At 63.1% G+C, this 18,725-nt stretch carries 18 protein-coding genes; 7 read left to right on the top strand and 11 right to left on the bottom strand.

The annotated features are described in order from the left end of the window. Positions 1 to 1,710 carry a thiamine pyrophosphate-dependent enzyme gene (locus ACFOKF_RS19925; RefSeq protein WP_380798168.1) on the bottom strand — a complete coding sequence of 570 codons (1,710 nt, stop codon included), beginning with the start codon at positions 1,708 to 1,710 and terminating at the stop codon, positions 1 to 3. A gap of 193 nt (positions 1,711 to 1,903) precedes the next feature. Continuing rightward, positions 1,904 to 2,692: an SDR family NAD(P)-dependent oxidoreductase gene (locus ACFOKF_RS19920; RefSeq protein WP_380798167.1), complete on the bottom strand. Its 789-nt coding sequence runs from the start codon at positions 2,690 to 2,692 to the stop codon at positions 1,904 to 1,906. Positions 2,693 to 2,780: 88 nt separating this feature from the next. Between ACFOKF_RS19920 and ACFOKF_RS19915 the strand changes: the two genes are divergently transcribed. Continuing rightward, entirely contained in the window at positions 2,781 to 3,575 is a 795-nt protein-coding gene (locus tag ACFOKF_RS19915; RefSeq protein ID WP_380798166.1) for an SDR family oxidoreductase, read from the top strand. An 82-nt stretch (positions 3,576 to 3,657) separates the two neighbouring features. Beyond that, positions 3,658 to 4,167, top strand: a complete 510-nt coding sequence (locus ACFOKF_RS19910; protein WP_380798165.1) for a MarR family winged helix-turn-helix transcriptional regulator — start codon at positions 3,658 to 3,660, stop codon at positions 4,165 to 4,167. A 139-nt stretch (positions 4,168 to 4,306) separates the two neighbouring features. Here the strand turns inward: ACFOKF_RS19910 and ACFOKF_RS19905 are convergent, their stop codons facing one another. Both ACFOKF_RS19905 and ACFOKF_RS19900 read right to left on the bottom strand, forming a co-directional pair. Further along, the gene (locus ACFOKF_RS19905) at positions 4,307 to 4,849 is read right to left on the bottom strand and encodes a VOC family protein (RefSeq protein ID WP_380798164.1); all 543 of its coding nucleotides are present in this window, start codon (positions 4,847 to 4,849) and stop codon (positions 4,307 to 4,309) included. A 14-nt stretch (positions 4,850 to 4,863) separates the two neighbouring features. Further along, entirely contained in the window at positions 4,864 to 5,310 is a 447-nt protein-coding gene (locus ACFOKF_RS19900; RefSeq protein ID WP_380798162.1) for a nuclear transport factor 2 family protein, read from the bottom strand. 90 nt (positions 5,311 to 5,400) lie between these two features. Here ACFOKF_RS19900 and ACFOKF_RS19895 point away from each other — a divergent pair, with 90 nt between their 5' ends. From ACFOKF_RS19895 to ACFOKF_RS19885, 3 genes are read left to right on the top strand one after another with little or no spacing between them, the layout of a single operon-like run. After that, positions 5,401 to 6,633, top strand: a complete 1,233-nt coding sequence (locus tag ACFOKF_RS19895; RefSeq protein ID WP_380798160.1) for a cytochrome P450 — start codon at positions 5,401 to 5,403, stop codon at positions 6,631 to 6,633. 33 nt (positions 6,634 to 6,666) lie between these two features. After that, a complete protein-coding gene (locus ACFOKF_RS19890; RefSeq protein WP_380798159.1) occupies positions 6,667 to 7,485 on the top strand; it encodes an enoyl-CoA hydratase-related protein in 819 nt (272 codons plus the stop codon). Positions 7,486 to 7,507: 22 nt separating this feature from the next. Further along, positions 7,508 to 8,116 carry a nuclear transport factor 2 family protein gene (locus tag ACFOKF_RS19885; protein WP_380798158.1) on the top strand — a complete coding sequence of 203 codons (609 nt, stop codon included), beginning with the start codon at positions 7,508 to 7,510 and terminating at the stop codon, positions 8,114 to 8,116. A 3-nt stretch (positions 8,117 to 8,119) separates the two neighbouring features. On the opposite strand, the gene ACFOKF_RS19880 is transcribed toward ACFOKF_RS19885, so the two are convergent. Then, entirely contained in the window at positions 8,120 to 9,016 is an 897-nt protein-coding gene (locus tag ACFOKF_RS19880; protein WP_380798157.1) for an acyl-CoA thioesterase, read from the bottom strand. 87 nt (positions 9,017 to 9,103) lie between these two features. On the opposite strand from ACFOKF_RS19880, the gene ACFOKF_RS19875 reads away from it, so the two are divergent. Then, complete coding sequence (locus ACFOKF_RS19875) at positions 9,104 to 10,306, top strand: acyl-CoA dehydrogenase family protein (RefSeq protein WP_380798155.1); 1,203 nt, start codon at positions 9,104 to 9,106, stop codon at positions 10,304 to 10,306. A 5-nt stretch (positions 10,307 to 10,311) separates the two neighbouring features. Beyond that, complete coding sequence (locus ACFOKF_RS19870; RefSeq protein WP_380799315.1) at positions 10,312 to 11,424, top strand: acyl-CoA dehydrogenase family protein; 1,113 nt, start codon at positions 10,312 to 10,314, stop codon at positions 11,422 to 11,424. 76 nt (positions 11,425 to 11,500) lie between these two features. Here ACFOKF_RS19870 and ACFOKF_RS19865 read toward each other — a convergent pair whose 3' ends face one another. The 6 genes from ACFOKF_RS19865 to ACFOKF_RS19840 form a co-directional block, all read right to left on the bottom strand. Then, positions 11,501 to 12,499 carry a DUF6607 family protein gene (locus ACFOKF_RS19865; RefSeq protein WP_380798153.1) on the bottom strand — a complete coding sequence of 333 codons (999 nt, stop codon included), beginning with the start codon at positions 12,497 to 12,499 and terminating at the stop codon, positions 11,501 to 11,503. Positions 12,500 to 12,515: 16 nt separating this feature from the next. Beyond that, on the bottom strand, positions 12,516 to 13,115 hold the full coding sequence (locus ACFOKF_RS19860) for a biliverdin-producing heme oxygenase (RefSeq protein WP_380798152.1): 600 nt from the start codon (positions 13,113 to 13,115) through the stop codon (positions 12,516 to 12,518). 63 nt (positions 13,116 to 13,178) lie between these two features. Next, complete coding sequence (locus ACFOKF_RS19855) at positions 13,179 to 15,671, bottom strand: TonB-dependent receptor (RefSeq protein ID WP_380798151.1); 2,493 nt, start codon at positions 15,669 to 15,671, stop codon at positions 13,179 to 13,181. A gap of 198 nt (positions 15,672 to 15,869) precedes the next feature. Continuing rightward, the gene (locus ACFOKF_RS19850) at positions 15,870 to 16,841 is read right to left on the bottom strand and encodes a FecR family protein (RefSeq protein ID WP_380798147.1); all 972 of its coding nucleotides are present in this window, start codon (positions 16,839 to 16,841) and stop codon (positions 15,870 to 15,872) included. 106 nt (positions 16,842 to 16,947) lie between these two features. Further along, entirely contained in the window at positions 16,948 to 17,454 is a 507-nt protein-coding gene (locus ACFOKF_RS19845; RefSeq protein WP_380798145.1) for an RNA polymerase sigma factor, read from the bottom strand. A 67-nt stretch (positions 17,455 to 17,521) separates the two neighbouring features. After that, positions 17,522 to 18,676 (bottom strand): winged helix-turn-helix domain-containing protein, encoded by a 1,155-nt coding sequence (locus ACFOKF_RS19840; protein ID WP_380798143.1) that lies wholly within the window; start codon positions 18,674 to 18,676, stop codon positions 17,522 to 17,524. Positions 18,677 to 18,725: the final 49 nt, after the last annotated feature.

Genomic DNA, 18,725 nt, shown 5'->3' with positions numbered 1-18,725 from the left:
TCACGACAGGAGGTTCCGGATCAAGCCCACAACATCACGCCCGCGCCCGTTCAGCACGGCCTTAGCCGAATAGAGCGCCATGCCTGCGACCTGTCCTGCCTCGACCTTGGGCGGCATGACCAGTTCAAAGCGATCCGTGACTACATCGAGCAGGGCCGGTCCCGGCGCAGCGAGCCAGTCGCGCACGGCGCCTTCCAACTGATCGGCTTGCTCGACGCGGCGTCCCCACAAGCCCATCGCTTCGGCCACCCGCGCAAAGTCCGGGTTGATGAGTTCGGTATAGGCTTCCAGCAACCCTTCGACCTTCTGCTCGATTTCGACAAAATCGAGCGCGCCATTATTGAACACAGCGACCTTGATCGGCAGTTGCTCCTGCACCGCGGTCAGCAGATCGCCCAGCAGCATGGCGATGCCTCCATCGCCCGACAGCGAAATCACCGTCCGGTCGGGGAAGGCCGCCTTGGCGCCCAGCGCCTGCGGCATGGCATTGGCCATGGTGCCGTGGCTGAGACTGATAACCGTGCGGTTCTGCCCAGTAGCTGCGACATGGCGCAGGCACCATACCATCGGTGATCCTCCATCGGCGGTATAAATGCTGTCGGCAGGGGCATTCCTTGAAATCACCTCTGTCAGATATTGGGGATGGATTGCGCCGCCTTTGCCGACCGTCGCATGCTTGGCCTGGTCCTCTATCGTCCGGGCGCGATGCGCCAGGCATTCGTCGAGGAAGGCGCGATCGCTGCGCGGCGCGATGCGTGGCATCAGGGCTTCGATCGTGGCGGCAACATCACCCACAACGCCAATGTTCACGGGATGACGCCGACCCAAATGGGTGGCATCTATATCGACCTGAATGATCGTCGCTTTCTCCGGATAATATTGTCGCCAGGCGAAATCGCAGCCCAGCAGCAACAGCGTGTCGCAGGTCATCAACGCATGATAGCCCGCTTCGCCGCCGAATATGCCGGTCATCCCGACATTGAAGCCGTTGTCATATTCCAGAAAATCCTTGGCGCGTGAAGTATGGGCAACCGGAGCTTGCAACACCCCCGCAAGGGCAATGATCTGATCATGAGCGCCTTCGCAACCCGATCCGCCATAGATGGCGATCTTCTTGCCCTTGGCCAGTTCGGCAGCGACGCGATCCAGGTCCGCGTCGGCCGGCCGTATGACGGGGCGGGCTGAATGGACAGCAAAGGGCGGTTCGTCAGGGGCCGTGGCGCTCGAAATATCCGCTGGAACGATCAGGACCGCAACGCCCTTCTTGGCCAGCGCCGCCTGGGCCGCCATGGCTGTCTTGCGCCGGGCCTGGGCTGGGGTTCTGATTTCTTCGCAGAACACGCTGCACGACTGGTAGATCGGCCGAAAATCAACCTCCTGAGGGAAATCGAAGCCCAATTCATCGCGCACGATCTGGCTGGCGATCAGGACGACCGGCGCTCGGTTGCGGTGGGATTCAAACAGACCGTTGATGAAATGAAGACTGCCCGGCCCGCAGGACCCCGCGCACAGGGCCACCTCGCCGGTCAGCAGCGCATCGGCCCCTGCCGCGAAGCCGCCCGCTTCTTCGTGACGTACATGGACCCAGCGAATGTCGCTCTCACGGATCGCATCCGTGACATGATTAAGGGTATCGCCCGGGACGCCATAGCAGCGCTTTGCCCCTGCGGCGGCCAATGTTTCGACGATTACCTGCGCTACCGTGCTCATCTGATCCCCAATCGCATCTTAAGATGCTGGGGTAAGCGGTGAGCAACCTGCATGTTCCGTTACAATTAGGTCATGTTCGAGCCATCCTGAACGCGAAGCGGTCGATTTTCGATCTCCATCGGAGACAAGCCATTCCTTTTACGACGGGATCGGGAAAGGGCGCTGCGCCTGGGCAGACCGCCCCTTTCCAACCTCAACCGACCTTGTCCGGCGCGCCCGGTAGGAACGGGGTATAGACGCCCACGGTCATGCCCCCATCCACCGAAATTTCTGCGCCATTGACGTAAGACGCATCCTCGCTGACCAGAAACAGGCTGGTTGCGGCCACTTCCTCCGGCTCGCCGATGCGCTGGATCGGCTGGCCGACATAATATTTGGCCAGTTCCGACGGCGCTTCGTTGGTGACATTGCCCATCACCGTATTGATGCCGCCGGGGAAGACCGCATTCACGCGCACGCCTTTGTGCCCTAATTCCATCGCCGCCGTCTTGCTGATCCCGCGCAGCGCCCATTTGCTGGCCGAATAGGCGGTCAGGCCGTTCATGCCCCACAGGCCCGAACTGGAACAGATGTTGACGATCGCGCCCTTCCCCTTCGCGATCATGCCGGGCGCCAGCGCCTTGATGCCCAGCCATGCGCCGATCAGATTGATGGACAGAACCCGTTCAAAATCCGCCTTGGTCAGGTCCAGCATGCCGGCCGGATGCACGATCCCGGCATTATTGACCAATATGTCCACGCCGCCCCAGCGCGACTCGATCGTCCGGGCAAGGGCCAGCCATTCCTCCTCGGCGCTGATATCGATCTTCAGCGCCATGGCATTGTCGCCAATGTCCGCCGCGACCTTCTGCGCCTCGGCTTCCAGCATGTCGGCCAGCACGACCTTTGCCCCCTGCGCCGCAAAAAGCCGCGCCGTCGCCTCCCCCTGCCCGCGCGCCGCGCCGGTAATGACTGCAACCTTACCGTCCAGCTTTCCGCTCATATCCTGCTCCTGTTGCGCATTGCTCTTGTGCGCCATCCATAATAGCATGCTACACGACTGTACATATACTAACTATATGGAGAGAGACATGCGGCTGGATGGCAAGGTGGCGCTGGTTCTGGGCGCCGCGGGCAAGGACAATATGGGCCAGACGATTGCGCAGCGGCTGGCGGCCGAGGGTTGCAAGGTGGTCGTGGGCGGCCGCCATGCGGCAGAACTGGATCGGCTGGCGCAGGAGATTGGCGGCGCGGCGGCCGTAGTCGACATCACCGATCAGGCGCAGGTCGATGCTGCCGCCGATTTTGCCGTCGAGCGCTTCGGCCGGATCGACATCGGCGTCAACGCCACCGGCTGGGGCCTTCTGAAACCCACCCATGACACGACAGAAGCAGACCTCGACAAGATATTGGCCATCCAGTTCAAGGGACCATTCTTCTTCATCCAGGCGATGTTGCGGACGATGGACCGGGGTGGATCGATCATCCAGATTTCGTCGGCAACGGCGACGATCATGCTGGAAAATCACGCCGCCTATATGGGAACCAAGGCCGGCATCGACCATGTGATCCGCACGGTCGCCAATGAATATGGCGACCGGGGCATCCGCGCCAATTCCATATCGCCGGGCATCACCGAAACGCCGATGGCGGGCATGACCTTCCAGATTCCCGAAATGGTCGAAGCCTTCACCCGCGAATATCCGCTGGGCCGGGTCGGCACCAGCGAGGATATTGCGGCTGCCGTCGTTTGGCTGGGGTCGGACGAATGTTTCATGACCGGTCAGAATTTGCAGGTGAATGGCGGCCTCACCCTGCGGCGCAATCCCAGTCTGAAGGAGCTTGGCGCCGTCGCCGAACGCGCCACCGCCCATCTGCATAGCTGAATTGAGCGGCGGGCCGCTTGACCGGCCCGCCGCCATTGGCGAGAAAGGCCGCTTCCACATGGCAAGAAGGGGGATCATCACCATGGCATCCGCACAGTCGAAGGGCCGCGCGAAAAAGGCCGTGCCGGCGGACGAAGCCCCCTTCCCCCAGTTCAAGGAAAGCCTCGCCTATCAGGCGCAATTGCTCGCCCGCATCACGCAGAATGACTATATGGCGCGAATCGCCGGCACCGGCATCGCGCCGGCTCAGGCCTATGTGCTGGGTGAACTCTGGTTCGATGAGCCCCTGTCGCAGGTGGAACTGGCCCGCCGGTTGGACATCGGCAAGGCGACCGTCGGCCAGACGCTGACCCGGCTGGAAAAGGCAGGCCTGATCGAACGCCGGCGGATCGCGTCGGACCGGCGGCTGATCATGGTGCATCTGACGGACAAGGGCCGCACCCTGCGCGAACCGCTGCGCGTGGCGGCGATCGACCAGAATGACGCCTTGCAGGATCGCATCGGCGCGGACCGGATGGAGCAACTCAACGCAACGCTCAAGACCGTGAACGCGCTGCTCGCCAACGCCTTCCCGCGGGCGATGACCGACTGATCATCGCCCGCACGGTTGCGCCCCTTTCCCATAATCCGTTCGCTTCGAGCGAAGTCGAGAAGCGGATAGCACTGCGCCAGCGTTTCTCGACTACGCTCGAAACGAACGGGAAAGTCGCTCGGTCTATTGGCGCCTTATTTCAAGCTATGGTGAAGCGCCGGATCGGATCGCTCCCGTCGAAACCCTGCGCGGATGATCGGACCAGATCATAGACGCCCAGCAATTGCGGCGTGGGTTCGTACAGTTCCACGAAATGCCCCAGTGTCGCCACGCAATCCATCATGGCGAAGCCGACGCCCGGCGCCACTTCGGCATAGAGCGCCGCTTCATGACCGGCCGCTTCGAAACGGGCCATGTCCGCTTTCAAATCCTCCACGATCAAGGCAACATGATGCATGCCCTGCCGTCCGCTGCCTTCGGGATATATATCATGGAAGCAGGATGGACCGGGGTTATTCTGCTGCACATATTCAACCATGATGTCGCCCCACTGGCCATAGGCGGAACTATGGTCCAGCTCCGCCGGCGCGCCGCGATAGAGGCACAGGCTCAGCGGAATATGCTCGGCGACATAATAAGGGCCGGACCCGAAGGTCGCGACATGCGCCAGCGCCGCCTGTTCGACGTCCGGCACGAAATAGGCGATCTGGCGGATCGGCCGCCCGGCGATCAGACGGGTCATCTTCCTCTCCCCTTTCAGGCCGTTTCCACCATCAACCGCGTCAGCCGCAGCGAGGCGATCTTCCACCGGCCATCCGCGCGGGTGTAACGCTCATGATAATGGCCATAGCCCCGGAAGATGCGGAACGGCCCACCTTTGGGCGCGCGCAATATGTCGAGCAGCGCCCAGATGCCGGTAGCTTCGTCGCCTGAGAGAATCTCGATTTCGGGCATATGGCCAAAATGCGCGCTGGTCAGCGGGGTGATCCCGCGCTGCACATAGGCGGCGATGGCGTCCGCCCCACGAATCGGATCGCCGGTGATGACGGGATTTTCCTCCAGCGCGCCGCGCACGTCGAACAGCGCGTCAGGCGTGAACAGGTCGGCAAACCCCACCCAGTCCTTTCCATCCATCAACCGGAAATAGCGCGCCTTGAGCGTCTTGATCTCCTCGATCGCAATCAGCCTTTCTACCGGCTCCATCCTCTCTCTCCTGAACATCGTTGATATGTACGCTAGCTTTCGATATGCTAGCATTCATATTTTCGATAGCAAGACGTTCCAGGAGAGGACATGACGGTTCAAGACATATTGGGTAGCCTGGCCTCGCCGGAGATTCAAACCTGCCCCTTCCCTTTTCTCGATCGCCTGCTGGCGGAAGCGCCGGTCTATAAAGACCCGCTGACCGGCATGTATGTCGTGACCCGGTATGAGGATATCGGCCATATCTCGGCCCATCCCGAACTTTATTCCAACAAGACGACCGTGGTGGTCGGGCGCCATGATTCCCCCGTCGCGCAAGAAGTTGCGCGCCGTTTTGCCGACCGGGGTTTCCCGGAAATGCACACGCTCGTCACCAACGACCCGCCCGGCCACACCTCCTATCGCGCGCTGGTCGAAAAGGCATTCACGCCCAGTTACGTCAAATCGCTCGAACCCTATATCGAAGCGCTGGTCGACGAACTGATCGATGGTATGCTGCCCAATGGCCGCGCCAACCTGCTGCCTGAATTTGCGATCAAGGTGCCGATGTACATCATCGCCGACCAGTTGGGCGTCGACCGGGCGGATTATGATCGTTTCAAGCTCTGGTCCGACGTGACGGTGGAGCGCAACAATCCGCTGCTCGATCCCGACCGCGAACTGGAGATCACCGATCATCTGATCGACATGCAAAACTATCTGCACGAACGCGCCGAACGCTATCGCGTGCAGCCGGAGGATAATCTGCTCAGCCGCCTCGTCCATGCCGAGGTGGATGGCGAAACGCTCAGTCCGCCCGCGCTGATCGCGATCGCGCATCAGTTGCTGGTGGCGGGCAATGAAACGACCACGACCGGCATCACCACCGCCATGTGGCTGCTGCTGACCAAGCCGGACCTGCGCGCCGCGATCGAGGCGGACCCCAGCCGCATTCCCACCTTCATCGAAGAAGTGCTGCGTTCCCATTCGCCCGTGCCGCATATGTGGCGCGTGGCAACGCAGGCCAGCCGGATCGGCGATGTCGAGATTCCCGAAGGCGGCGTTCTGATGCTCAGCTATCTAGCCGGCAATCGCGATCCGGCGCAATGGGCATGCCCCGCCGATTTCGATGTGGGGCGCAAGGGCGTGCGCAATCATCTGGCGTTCGGTCGCGGCATCCATTTCTGCATCGGCAATCAATTGGCGCGCGGCGAAATGCGCATCGCCATCCGCCGCCTGCTGGAACGGTTGCCCAATCTGCGCCTGTCGCCCGATCATCCAGAGCCGCAGTTTATCCCGCATTTCGCGATCCATGCGCTCGATCATCTGCACATTGTCTTCTGACCGGCCCGCGCGCATGAACGGAACGGCATCGCCTTGGCCATCGAAGGGACCGGCATGAATTTCGACCATTATAAGCTGCTGACCCTGTCGCGTAACGGCCGGGTGCTGACGATCATGATGAACCGGCCGGAACTGATGAATGCGGTCAACCATGCGCTGCATGAGGAAATGGCGCGCGTTTTCTTCGAGGCGGCGGACGACCCGGACAGCGACGTCATTGTCCTGACCGGCGCTGGCAAGGCCTTTTCGGCCGGCGGCGATTTCGACTGGCTGGAAAAACAGGTGAAGGGAGATCGCGTCCCCTTCGTCCATGAAGCCAAGAGCATGCGCCGCATCGTCATGGGCCTGCTCGATTGTCCCAAGCCGGTGATCGCCAAGGTGAATGGCGACGCGATGGGCTTTGGCGCGTCGATCGCTTTGTTGTCCGACATCGTGATCGCCGCCGACCATGCGCGTTTCGCCGATCCGCATGTACGGCTGGGTCTGGTGGCGGGCGATGGCGGCGCGCTGATCTGGCCGCAGCTGATCGGCTTTGCCAAGGCCAAACATTATCTGCTGACCGGCGACGCGATCGATGCGGTGACGGCGGAACGCATCAACCTGATCAGCTTCGTCGTGCCCGCCGCAGAGCTGGACAGCTATGTGGACAGCTATGCGCAAAAGCTGGCACGCGGCGCGCAATCGGCTATCCGCTACACCAAATCCGTGACCAACATCGCCCTGCGCCAACTGTTCAGTTCGGTGTTCGAAGCGGGCGTCGCCTATGAAGGACTGAGCACCTACACCCGCGATTTCGGCGAGGCGGTCCATGCGGTGATGGAAAAGCGACGCCCCGAATTCAAGGGCGAATAAGCGATGCCAAAAGGAGAGGAATATGGACGAGCAGCTTGAAGCGCGGCTTCGCGTGGCGCTGGACCGGCAGGAGATCGAGCATGTGCTCAAACTCTATTGCCGCGCGATCGACCGGTGCGATCTGGACCTGCTCAAGACCATCTATCATCCCGACGGTACGGATGATCATGGTTCCTTTTCCGGCAATGCCATGGAGTTTGCCGAAACGATCATCCCGTCCCTGCGCGAAGGGATATTGGACGGCATGCATACCGTCACCCATTGCACCATCGATGTGGAGGGCGACTTCGCGACGTCGGAATCCTATTATTGGGCCTATCAGCAGGCGCCGGGCGGCGAAGAGGCGGTAACGGCCTTCTTCGGCCCGGATTATGCGGCCAAAGCCAGGGCCGAAGGCACGATCGACGGCAAGCATGATTATTATTGCGGCGGCCGCTATATCGACCTGTTCGAACGACGCGCCGGGCAATGGAAAATCCTGCGCCGCAAGATCACCAATGAATGGAACGACATCCGCCCCAGCACTCGCATCACCGATGCGGGCCATGTCGCCCATTATAACCTGCCCGGACGGCGGGACCGGCAGGATCCGGTCTATCTCAACCGCCTGCCCGATCGCGTACCGGCCTGATCCCTATCCCGCTGGATCGACCGGATATTGCAGCGCCTCCTGCACCATGGAGGCGACCAGTTCTCCGGCCCGGTTATAGATAAGGCCGCGCGCCAGGTTGACGCCATTTTCCGCATTGGGACCGTCGGTTTCGAACAGCAGCCAGTCGTCGCAGCGCACGTCGCGATGGAACCACATACAATGATCGAGGCTCGCGACGAACAGATGCGGCCCCGGCAGCGCCACCGTATGCCGCGACAGCGGCGCGCCGGCGAACATGAAATCGGACAGGAAGGCCAATATCTGCCGCTGCACCATCGGATCGTCACAGCGTTCCGCCCCCGGCGCCCGCAGCCAATAATGCCGCTTGCCCGTCCCGTTGCGCTCCAGGAAACCGGCCTTGCCGGGCAGCCGCACCTCAATGGGATAGTGCCCCCCGAACAAGGCGCCATAAGACCGCCCATCCTCTGCACGCATCGTGCGGAATGTCGCTTCGTCCAGCGCATTTTCGGGATCGAAGGCGATCGGGCTGGCGCGATAATGGCTGAACCCGGCGACCGACGAACGATAACTCGCCTCCATCGTCAGAATAAGCTGCCCCTTCTGCAACGCCTCGACCCGGCGGGTGGAAAAGCGCCCTCCGTCGCGCAATCGCTCCACCCGATAGTCGATCTGTTCGCTATCGACGCCCGCGCGCAGAAAATAGGCATGGAGCGAATGGATGGTGCGATCGGGCGCGGTCCTGTCCGCCGCCGCCAGCGCCTGCGCAACGATCTGCCCGCCGAACAGCGCGCGATAGACGTTGCGTTGATTATCCCGGTTGCGGAACAGGTCCGGCGCCACCTCATCCAGCGCCAGCAGGGCCGGTATGTCCCTCACCCACTGCGCATCATAGAGGCTATCATCATATTTGCGCGACATGCCCTCTTCCCTCCTGTGTGACCTTGGCTATAGGCAATCATCTAATGATATGCTAGCAAACTAATAACGAAAAAGACCGAGAGGGCCATGACACCATATTTTAGCGCCGAAGACACGGCTTTCCGCGCCGAAGTCCGGGCTTTCATCCAAACGAATCTGCCGCCCGATCTGGCCCGGCGCGGGCGCTATGATTATCATCCCCGGCGGGAGGATCAGGCGCGCTGGGCGAAAATCCTGGCGGGAAAGGGCTGGTCCGTCCCGCATTTTCCTGTCGCCTATGGCGGCGCCGGCTGGACCGGCGTGCAGCGCTTCATCTTCGAGGAGGAGATGCGCCGCGCCTATGCGCCCACCATGGATCGGATCGGCCCGGAACTGGTTGCGCCCGTCCTCTACACCTTTGCGTCGGAGGAACAGCGGCAGGCCTATCTGCCCGGCATCCAGACCGGCGACACTTTCTGGGCGCAGGGCTTTTCGGAACCGGGTTCGGGGTCTGATCTCGCTTCCTTGCGGACCCGCGCGGTGCGCGATGGCGACGACTATATCGTCACCGGCCAGAAGACCTGGACGACCGAGGGGCATCATGCCGACATGATCTTCATGCTGGTGCGCACCGACATGGAGGCAAAGCCCCAGGCCGGCATTTCCGCGCTGATCATCGACCTCAAAAGCCCCGGCATCACCCGGCGTCCGATCTGGACCATTGATGAAGGGCTGACCGTCAACGAATTTTTCTTTGACGATGTGCGTGTGCCCGCCGCCAATCTGGTCGGACAGGAGGGGGCCGGCTGGTCCTACGCCAAATTCCTGCTGACCAATGAGCGGACCAACAGCGCGGAAGTGCCACACACCAAGCGTGACATCGCCCAATTGCGCGACATTGCCCGGATCGAACAGAAAAATGGCAGACCGCTGATGGAAGATCCGTCCTTTCGCAACAGGCTGGCGCGGATCGAGATTGATACGATGGCGCTGGAAACCGCCGTGCTGCGCGCCCTGACATCGGGATCGCATGATGGCGGCTCCATCGCGTCGCTGGTCAAGGTGCGCGGCTCCGAACTGCGGCAGCGCATCGCCGATCTTGCTGTCGAGGCGCTGGGCGATCGCGGGCTTGCAATCTGCCTGAACCCGGAGGGTGAACATCGCATGTTCGAGGATGGACTGACCCCGCCGGTGCCCGATCATGGCATCGGCATCGCCGCCAAGGCGATGTTCCGCCGCGCCACCACCATCTATGGCGGCGCCAACGAGATTCAGCGCACGTTGATCGCCAAGACCGTGCTGGAGCTGTGACGATCATGGATTTCACCTACACGTCAGAACAGGATGCCCTGCGGGACAGCGTCCGGCGCTTTGTCGAGCGCGAATATGACTGGGAAGAACGGTTCCGCATCATCCGGTCGGACTGCGGGTTTGCTCCCCATCATTGGGCCATGTTCGCCGAATTGGGATGGCTGGGCGCCGGCCTGTCCGAGGAAGCGGGCGGCTTTGGCGGCGGCGCGATCGAAAATGCGCTGATCGCGGAAGAGCTGGGACGCGCTCTGGTCACCGAACCCTTCGTCCCGCACGTCATCGCAACGCAGCTGCTCGCCGCGCTCGACAGTGAGGCGGCGGCCGATCTGATCGCTTCGCTCATCGTTGGGGAAACCATCATCGCGCCCGCCTTGCAGGAAGCGGCCGGCCGCGGCGACTGGCGGCATGTCGAGACGGTGGCGGATGCTGATCGACTGACCGGCGTGAAGACGTTGGTGGAGGGCGCCGCCCGCGCCGGCAGCTTCCTTGTCTCCGCTCGCAACGGCGACGGCGTGGGCCTTTATCTGGTCGCGGCGAGCGCAAAGGGCGTCAGCCGCACCGACTATCGCACGCTCGACAACCGCCGGGTTGCCGACCTTATTCTGGACGGGGCCGAAGCGGTGCTGCTCGCATCAGGCGCTCCGGCGCTGACGGCGATCGATCACGCCATGGATCATGGGCTGATCGCGCTCTGTGGCGAAGCGCTGGGCGCCATGGACGCCGCGCTCTGGGCCACGCGCGACTATCTGCGGGTGCGCAAGCAGTTCGGCACCGCCATCAGCAATTTCCAGGCATTGCAGCATCGCATGGCCGACATGCTGATCGAGGTCGAAATGACCCGCTCCCTCCTGTACGCCGCGCTGGGCGCCATGGCTGGCGACGATGCGCAGGCCCGCACGGCAGCGGTGGCGGCGGCAAAGGTGCAACTGTCCACTGGCGGGCTTCAGGTCGGCGCACAGGCAATTCAGCTGCATGGGGGGATTGGCGTCACCGAAGAACTGAACATCAGCCATTTCTATCGAAAACTATATGGAATCTCCCGCCAGTTTGGAGACGTCGACCTGCACCTCGCCCGCTTCGCGCAGGCCCGCGATCAGGCTCCTCGACGCGGCGGATGACAGCGCAGGCGAAGAAGGCTTAACCGTCCTTCCGGGGCCTGTCGCCCCCATCATTCGGGGGCGACAGGATCGAAGATCAGGGCTTCCCGGCAACCTCAGCGATCACCGCCAGCCCGCGTTTCTTCGCGTCCGCGACGCTCACCTTCTTTGCCTCTATGTCGTCGGCCAGACCCATCAGCCGCTCGGCCGCTGCCGATCCGGTTTCGGCCACCTCGGCCACGGCCACGCCGCCATTGCGCACAATGACATCGGCCCATCCCGCCCGGATCGCCGCCCAATAGTCCTTCGTCGCCGACCAATAGGCATCGGCTGGCGCCGCATTAAACGCGGTGTCGCGGCTATACGTATTCAGCACCGATTCCTGCACGAACGGCACGATCTTCTCGTCCTTGCCGCTGCTACCCGGTTCCGGCCCCATCTTGATATTGTCCTGCCAGTGGACCCACCCCGCTGGCGAGGGCGAATGGCGGTTGATCGACAGATAGCGATCATAGGCCGGATGGCGCACCGCGTCGCGGCGGGCAAGCGGACGCCACGTCCAGCTGCTGCGCCACCGGCGCACGCCGCCCTCCTGCGTCCACTGGCCCCATCCGCCATAGCGCGGGGAATCATCGGTCTGGTACACCGTCTGCGACCAGCGCCCCGCGCGCAGGCCAGCAGGCACCGGATCCAGCTTCCACCGCCCCTTGCCGGCATAGACCAGCACGGTTTCGGGTTCATAATTCCAGTCCTGCCGCCAATGTTTGATCACCATCGGCTTGCCGCTGCCGTCATCGACGACCAGCAGATGTTGCAGGATGATGCGGCGGCCGCTGTCCTCCACCACCCGCACCGCTTCATGCCCGCCCGACACCTTGTCCGGGATCGGCATATAGTCGGCGCGCCATGGCGTGGTTTCGCGCATGTCGAACTTCACCTTGTAATTGCCCGCCATCGCCAGGATCGACGCCCGGTCGGCTTCGAAAGCCTGCGCCTTCGCGGCGGCAGAGGGGGCAGCAACGGGGCCATCAGCCAGCGCCGGCATAGCCGCGCCGATCGCGGTGGCCAGCAGGATGGATGTGATCAGGGACTTCATCGCAAATTCCATTCGTTCAAAGAGCAGCAGAAAGGCGGTCATCGACCAGCGCCTGGACATGGGCGAAGGCAGCATTGGCACCGGCCACGACGCGCGCTTCCTCCTCCGGGTCCAGCACGACGGCATCCAGCGCCGCGGTAAAGGCGCGCCAGTGCGCGGCCGGTCCTGCCTCGGCGGGGGCAAGGTGGCGGGCGCCATAATCGTCCGACAGGCCGATCTTCGCCGCTTCCTTGCGCAGCAGCGCCGCCCCCATATTCGATCCTTCCACGACATAGAGCCAGCCAAGGCCCGTCGCGACATCGCCGTCCGGTCCGGATGCATCATCGACCGCCGGAATGGCGCTCCCCGCATCTGCAAGGTCGGCGGCGATCAGCGCCAGCCGCTGCCGCCCTTCCAGCCCCGGCAACAGCGCCTGCAACCGCGCGTCGGCATAGAGCGGCGCGACCGCATGATGCAGATGATATTGGATCTCGGCAAAGCGCCGATAGCCCTCGATCGTGGCGAAGGATGCCGCCGCCATGATCGACCTGTCGAGCCGGTCATGCGTCCCATGGGTCGCCGCCTTCAGCCTTTTGGCCCGGCCCGGCTCACCCTGTTCTGGCTGCACTGAATTCATATAGTCTACCCTTGATGGCGGAGGAGGGCGGCTCGGACCGCCCTTCCCCCTTTGAAAACTATGTCAGAAGGACAGGATGACCGACGCCTTGTAGGTGCGTCCCGGCTGGCTGTAGTAAAGCTGCGAGATGCTGCCGCTGTCGGGGATGTCGAGCGCGTTATAATAGGTCTTGTCGAGGATATTATAGACGCCGCCCTGAAGCCGCAGCCCCTCGAACAGGCCCGGCTTCACCCATCCGGTGAAGTCGACAATGCCATAGCCCGGCGTCTTGTTGAGCGACGAGCTGCTATTCTCCACCTTGTTGCGCTTGGCGGCGACGGTGGCGGACAGGTCGGCGCCGAAGCGCTCCTGATGATAGCCGACGCCCAAGATACCGCGCAGTGGCGGGACGGAGTTAAGGTACGTGTCCTCGTCCGTATCCTTGCCATGGGCATAGTGCACCGATCCCCACATCCGCCAGTTGGGCGTCAGCGACCATTGGGCGCTCGCTTCCGCGCCATAAATGCGCACATGCGCGCGGTTGACATAGCGGAACACGCCGAAGGGATAGCTGCCGGTCAGGCCGACCGCCGCCGCCGTGGTCGTGATCGAATCGATGAAATTGCGGTAGTAATTGTCGTAGACGGCGATCTTCGCGCCATTGTCCTTGTCGCCGAATTTCAGCCCGACTTCATAGCCATTGCTGGTTTCCGGCTTCAGGTCGGGATTGCCGATGCTGACATAGCTGGATGGGCCGCCGTAGGTCAGATACAGTTCCGTGGCCGATGGCGCGCGGAAGGCCTGCGACCATTGGCCATAAAGGGTCAGGTTCGGCAAGACATCCCATTCCGCCATCAGCTTGGGCGAGAATTTGGAATCGCGCGACTTGTCCGGCAGGCCTTCATAGGCCGCATTGATGGTGTAGGTCGCGGTTTCCTGCGGCGTGCGGCGGTAGGAATCGAACCGCAGGCCCGGCGTCAGGTGAAACGCGCCAAAGCTGATCCGGTCCTGCACGAACAGGCCGATGTCCGTGCCATCGACATCAGGCATGTCGGACTGGTTCACATGGAAGAAGCTGCAACTGAACATCGTCGGCGTGCAGTTATCGACACCGGCGGCATATTGGCTGGTCTTGGTGGCGTAGACTTCGCCGCCCAGGCTGATGGCATGCTCCAGCGCGCCGGTCGTGGCAGCAGCGACGATCGACCCGTTCAGGCCATAGGATTCATCCTGCAAATCGCTGTCGCGGTCATATTGGCCGACCGGCGCGGTCGTGCGGGTCGCTTGCGTATAGGTGCGCAGGTTCAGCCGCTGCCAGTAACCGACCAGATGCGCCTCGCGGATGAAGCCGTCGCCTTCGGAGGTATAGTCATAGGTGCCGGCCACCCGCTTGCGCTTGTTCTGCTCCAGCGTGCCATAGCTGGAATAGGTCGACGTCACGCTGGTCAGCGTATTTTCGTCATAGCTGCGCTTGAAGATTTCGCCGGTCAGGCCGATGCGATGCCCGCCGCCCAGATAGTGATGCACTTTGACCAGCAGATTTTCCTGATCATAATCGGCCGGGTTCTGCGCGGTCCGGGTCGAACCGCTGCCTTGGGTCTTGCCCTGATTTTCGGTTTCATGGCCATTTTGATAGCCGCCCTGGATCAGGACCATCGTGTTGCCGGTGCGGAAAGCCGCCGCCTGATTAAGGTAGATGCTGTCGCTCGCGCTGTCATAGGTCGCCTTGCCCAGCGCCGCCTGCGTCTTGCCGTCGACCAGCAGGTCTTCGGGGTCCAGCGTACGGGCGGCGAACACACCACCCAGCGCGCCCTGCCCGAAATAGCTGGCGTCGCTGCTCTTCACCACATCGATGACCGACAGCGAATTAAAGTCGAAGGAAGCCACGCCACCCTGCACGCCGCGCGCGCCGTCGGACAGCCAGGGCAGGCGAATGCCGTCCAGCGTCGTCAGCACGCGGTTGGAATCCAGACCGCGAATATTGATGCTGAAATTATTGCTGTTGAAATTGACCCCCGCGTCGACACGACGGGCATAGTCGGTGATGCTGTCGACCATCCGCCCGCGCAGCGTCTCGGCGCCGGTGCTGGTCGTCAGCAGCGGCGACTTGCCAGCCGCATTGCGATCGAGATTGGTGGGCACCTCGATCGCATCCGCCTCGACCCGCACGGACCCCAGCGCCACTGGCCGCGATGCCGTCTCGCCGCCGCCCTGCCCCGTCGCAGCCGCAGCGCCAGCCCCCTGAGCATCCGCCCCGCCGCTATTGCCGCCCTGCTCCAGCGTGACCGTGTTGGGGCCGGTAAAGCGATAGGTCAGGCCCGTGCCGGACAGCAGCCGCGACAGCGCCTGCGTCGGCGCCAGCTTGCCCGATACGCCCGGCGACTGGATGCCGGCCCCGATCGATGCCGAATAGCCGACCTGAATGCCCGACTGCTCGGTAAATTGCAGCATCGCGCTCAACAACGGCTGCGCGCCAACCTGAAAGCTGCGCGCGGCCGGCGCCGCCTGCGCAAAAGCGGGCGTCGCGACCGCCGCGATCGATAGCCCGGCGCTGCTAGCCATAAGGAGCGCGCGCAAGGCGGCTCCGGTCAAAATTCCATGTCGTGCCGCGCTGGCCATGCCAAACCCCATTCGCTCCAAGGCGCTGCACCATGCCACGCCCGACGCTTGTTGCACAATGATCGCATTAGCAAAAAGTCGTCCTAAGACGGATGCGGATCGGCTCGCCCTAACCCCTTCGCAAAATTTTTTCAGGCAGCGTGTGTTTTTGCCGGCTCAGCGGCGCAGCACCATCATCTCGCCTGGCAGGGTCATGACCTGCAAGCCCGCCATCTGCGCCACGCTGCGCAGCGCCTCATCCGGCGCATCGATGCGAAAGATACCGCTGATCCGCGGCGCGGCCGACAGGTCGGCAAGAGTCAGCGTATAACCGGGCCGATAGCGCCCAATCTCGGCAATGGCCTCCGCCACCGACCGGCCATCCAGCACGATCAACCCGCGACGCCAGGCCGCCATGCTGCTGATCATGCCGGGCTTCAGCCGCACAAGCGCCCCGTCATCGCCATAATGCGCCCGCTCCGCCATGCCCAACAGCATGCCCGGTCCCGAAGCGGTCCCTCGCACGCGCACCGCCCCCTGCGTCACATTCACGTCGACGCCCGCCGCGCCCCGATCGACCTCGAAGGCGGTGCCTATATCCTGCGTCACCCCGCCCGATGCCGCCACCCGGAATGGCCGGCGATCGCCATGTTTCACATCGAACCAGGCCTTACCCTGCAACAGGTCGATGCGCCGTTCCTGCCCGTCATAATGGATGGCGATGGCCGCATCGCTATCCAGCATCGCCGTCGATCCATCCGCCAGCGCGACCGTGCGCACCTCACCCCTGCCCGCCATTTCATCGGCCCGCAGGCGGACCATCATGCCCGGCGCCAGAAAGGCCAAAGTCGCCGCCACCGCCCCGGCCGCCAGCCAGACACGAGGCCGAACAAGGGGCCGCGCCACCGCAGCCCAGCGCCGCCCCCTGCGCCGGGGCGCAGGCGTAGCGCTGGCAAAGGCCGCCCGCTGGCCGTCCAGGCTCTGCCACAACCGCCGTTCCCGATTGAAGGCGTCGCGATGTGCATCGGACTGGCCATGCCAGTCCTTGAACCGCGCCATCTCCGCCGCGTCCATCTCGCCGGACGCCAGCCGGACCACCCATTGGGCGGCCGCTTCGCCGATCGACGCATCGACATCTCTGCTGTTCATCGGCGCTTCCCCTCGGCCCGGTCCCACGGCGCTATCGCCTTTGAGACGTTTGTCGACCGGCGCGCCCTAACCCGCCCTGGCAAAAAATCGCAACTATCCCCTGTCCCTATGTCCTGTCCCGTGCGGCCCGCAATATGTCGAGCGCGCGGCGAACATGCTTTTCGATCGTCGTCACCGATACCCCCAGCTTTGCCGCAACGTCACTTTGCCGCAAGCCATCAAAGCGGTGCATGCGAAAGATGCTGCGCGTGGGCTCGGGCAAAGTCCGCGCAGCAGTCAGCACCTGCTGCAACTCCGCTTCGGCCGCCACAATCTCTTCGGGACCGGGTTGCGCGAAATCGGCCCATAAAAAGGCCTCCGCCTCCGCCTGTATCCTGGCTCGCGTGCCTTCGGCCCGGACATGGTCGATCGCCAGATTGGACGCCAGCCTGAACAGAAAGGAACGCTTGTTCACGATCGCGATGCTATCGTCGATCCGCTGCACGCGCAGATACAGGCTCTGCGCCACATCCTCGGCCGCCGGTTCGCTCCCCACAATCCGCACAAGACGCCGGATGATAGAAGCACGCTCCAGAATCAGCATATCCGACAGGGCAGCGGCATTGGATGACATGACCGGCCATTATCATATTGCGATGCATTCGCAATATGATAATGGCGTCGGGATCAGGGGGCCGGATCTACCGCATGTTGACCGAGGACAGGCCCAGCCATCCGGCCATGACATGCAGTTCCTCGGACAGGGCGTCGCGAGCGTCCATAGGCGCATCCGACTCCAGATGCACCGATCGGACCATCAGCGCGGACGCCGTCCGGTCCGCCTTCAGGTCGACCCGCGCGACAAGGCGGTCCCCCAGCAGGAATGGCAGCACATAATAGCCATGGGTCCGCTTTTCGGCGGGCACATATATTTCGATGCGATAGCGAAATCCGAACAGCCTTTCGGTCCGGTCGCGCTCCCAGATGAGCGGATCGAACGGCGCCAGCAACGCCCGCGCATCGATGCGGCGGGGCTGCCTCGCGTCCCGGTGCAGCCAGGCGTGCCGCCATCCCTCCACGGCGACGGGAATAAGGACGCCCTGCCGCGCCAGTTCATCGATCGCCGGCCGCGCCTGTGCGGGCGACTGACGGAAATAATCGCGCAGCTCCTTTTCGGTCGCAATGCCATGGGCGCGCGCCGCCCGCTCGATCAGCGCCCGATGCGCATCGGCCTCGTCAGGCGTCGGCAGCGCCAGCACATCGGATGGCAGAACATGTTCGGGCACATCATATACGCGTTCGAAACTGCCGCGCCGCGTTGCCGTCGTGATATGGCCGGCCCAAAAGAGCCACTCCAATGCGCGCTTGGTGTCGCTCCATTCCCACCAGCCCGATTGTCCCTTGTGCGATTCAAAGTCCGATGTCGCCATCGGCCCCTCCGCACGGATCCGCGCCAGCAGGGCCATGGCTTCGGCCCGGCGCTCGGTCGCAAACAGGCGCATCCCGCTCCAGCCGCTTTCGCCGCGATCCGCGCTCTCCATTCGCCAGCGCAGCAGAGGCTGTAGGGCAAAGGGCAGAAGCGAAGCCTCATGCGCCCAATATTCGAAGAGACGCCGCTGCCGCCGCGCGCCCCATGCAAGCCGGTCGAGATCGCCGCGATCATAGGCGCCCAGACGGGAAAAGGCCGGCAGATAATGCGCCCGCGTCAGCACGTTCACGCTATCGATCTGATGCAACTGTACATGATCCAGCGTCCGGCGCAAATGGCCGAGGCCGGGCGCGTCGGGGCGGCGGGCGCCAAAGCCCTGCGCCGCAAGGGCAATGCGCCGCGCGAGCGGCAGTCCGATCTTCTCCATTTTCATCGCCCGCCACGCTAAAAAGGCCAGCGGGATGTCGGCAAGAAAA

This window comes from Sphingobium rhizovicinum, assembly GCF_042647625.1.
GTDB lineage: Bacteria > Pseudomonadota > Alphaproteobacteria > Sphingomonadales > Sphingomonadaceae > Sphingobium > Sphingobium rhizovicinum.
The sequence above is the reverse complement of the archived record's forward strand: the minus strand, read 5'-3'. Positions and strand labels throughout refer to the sequence as shown.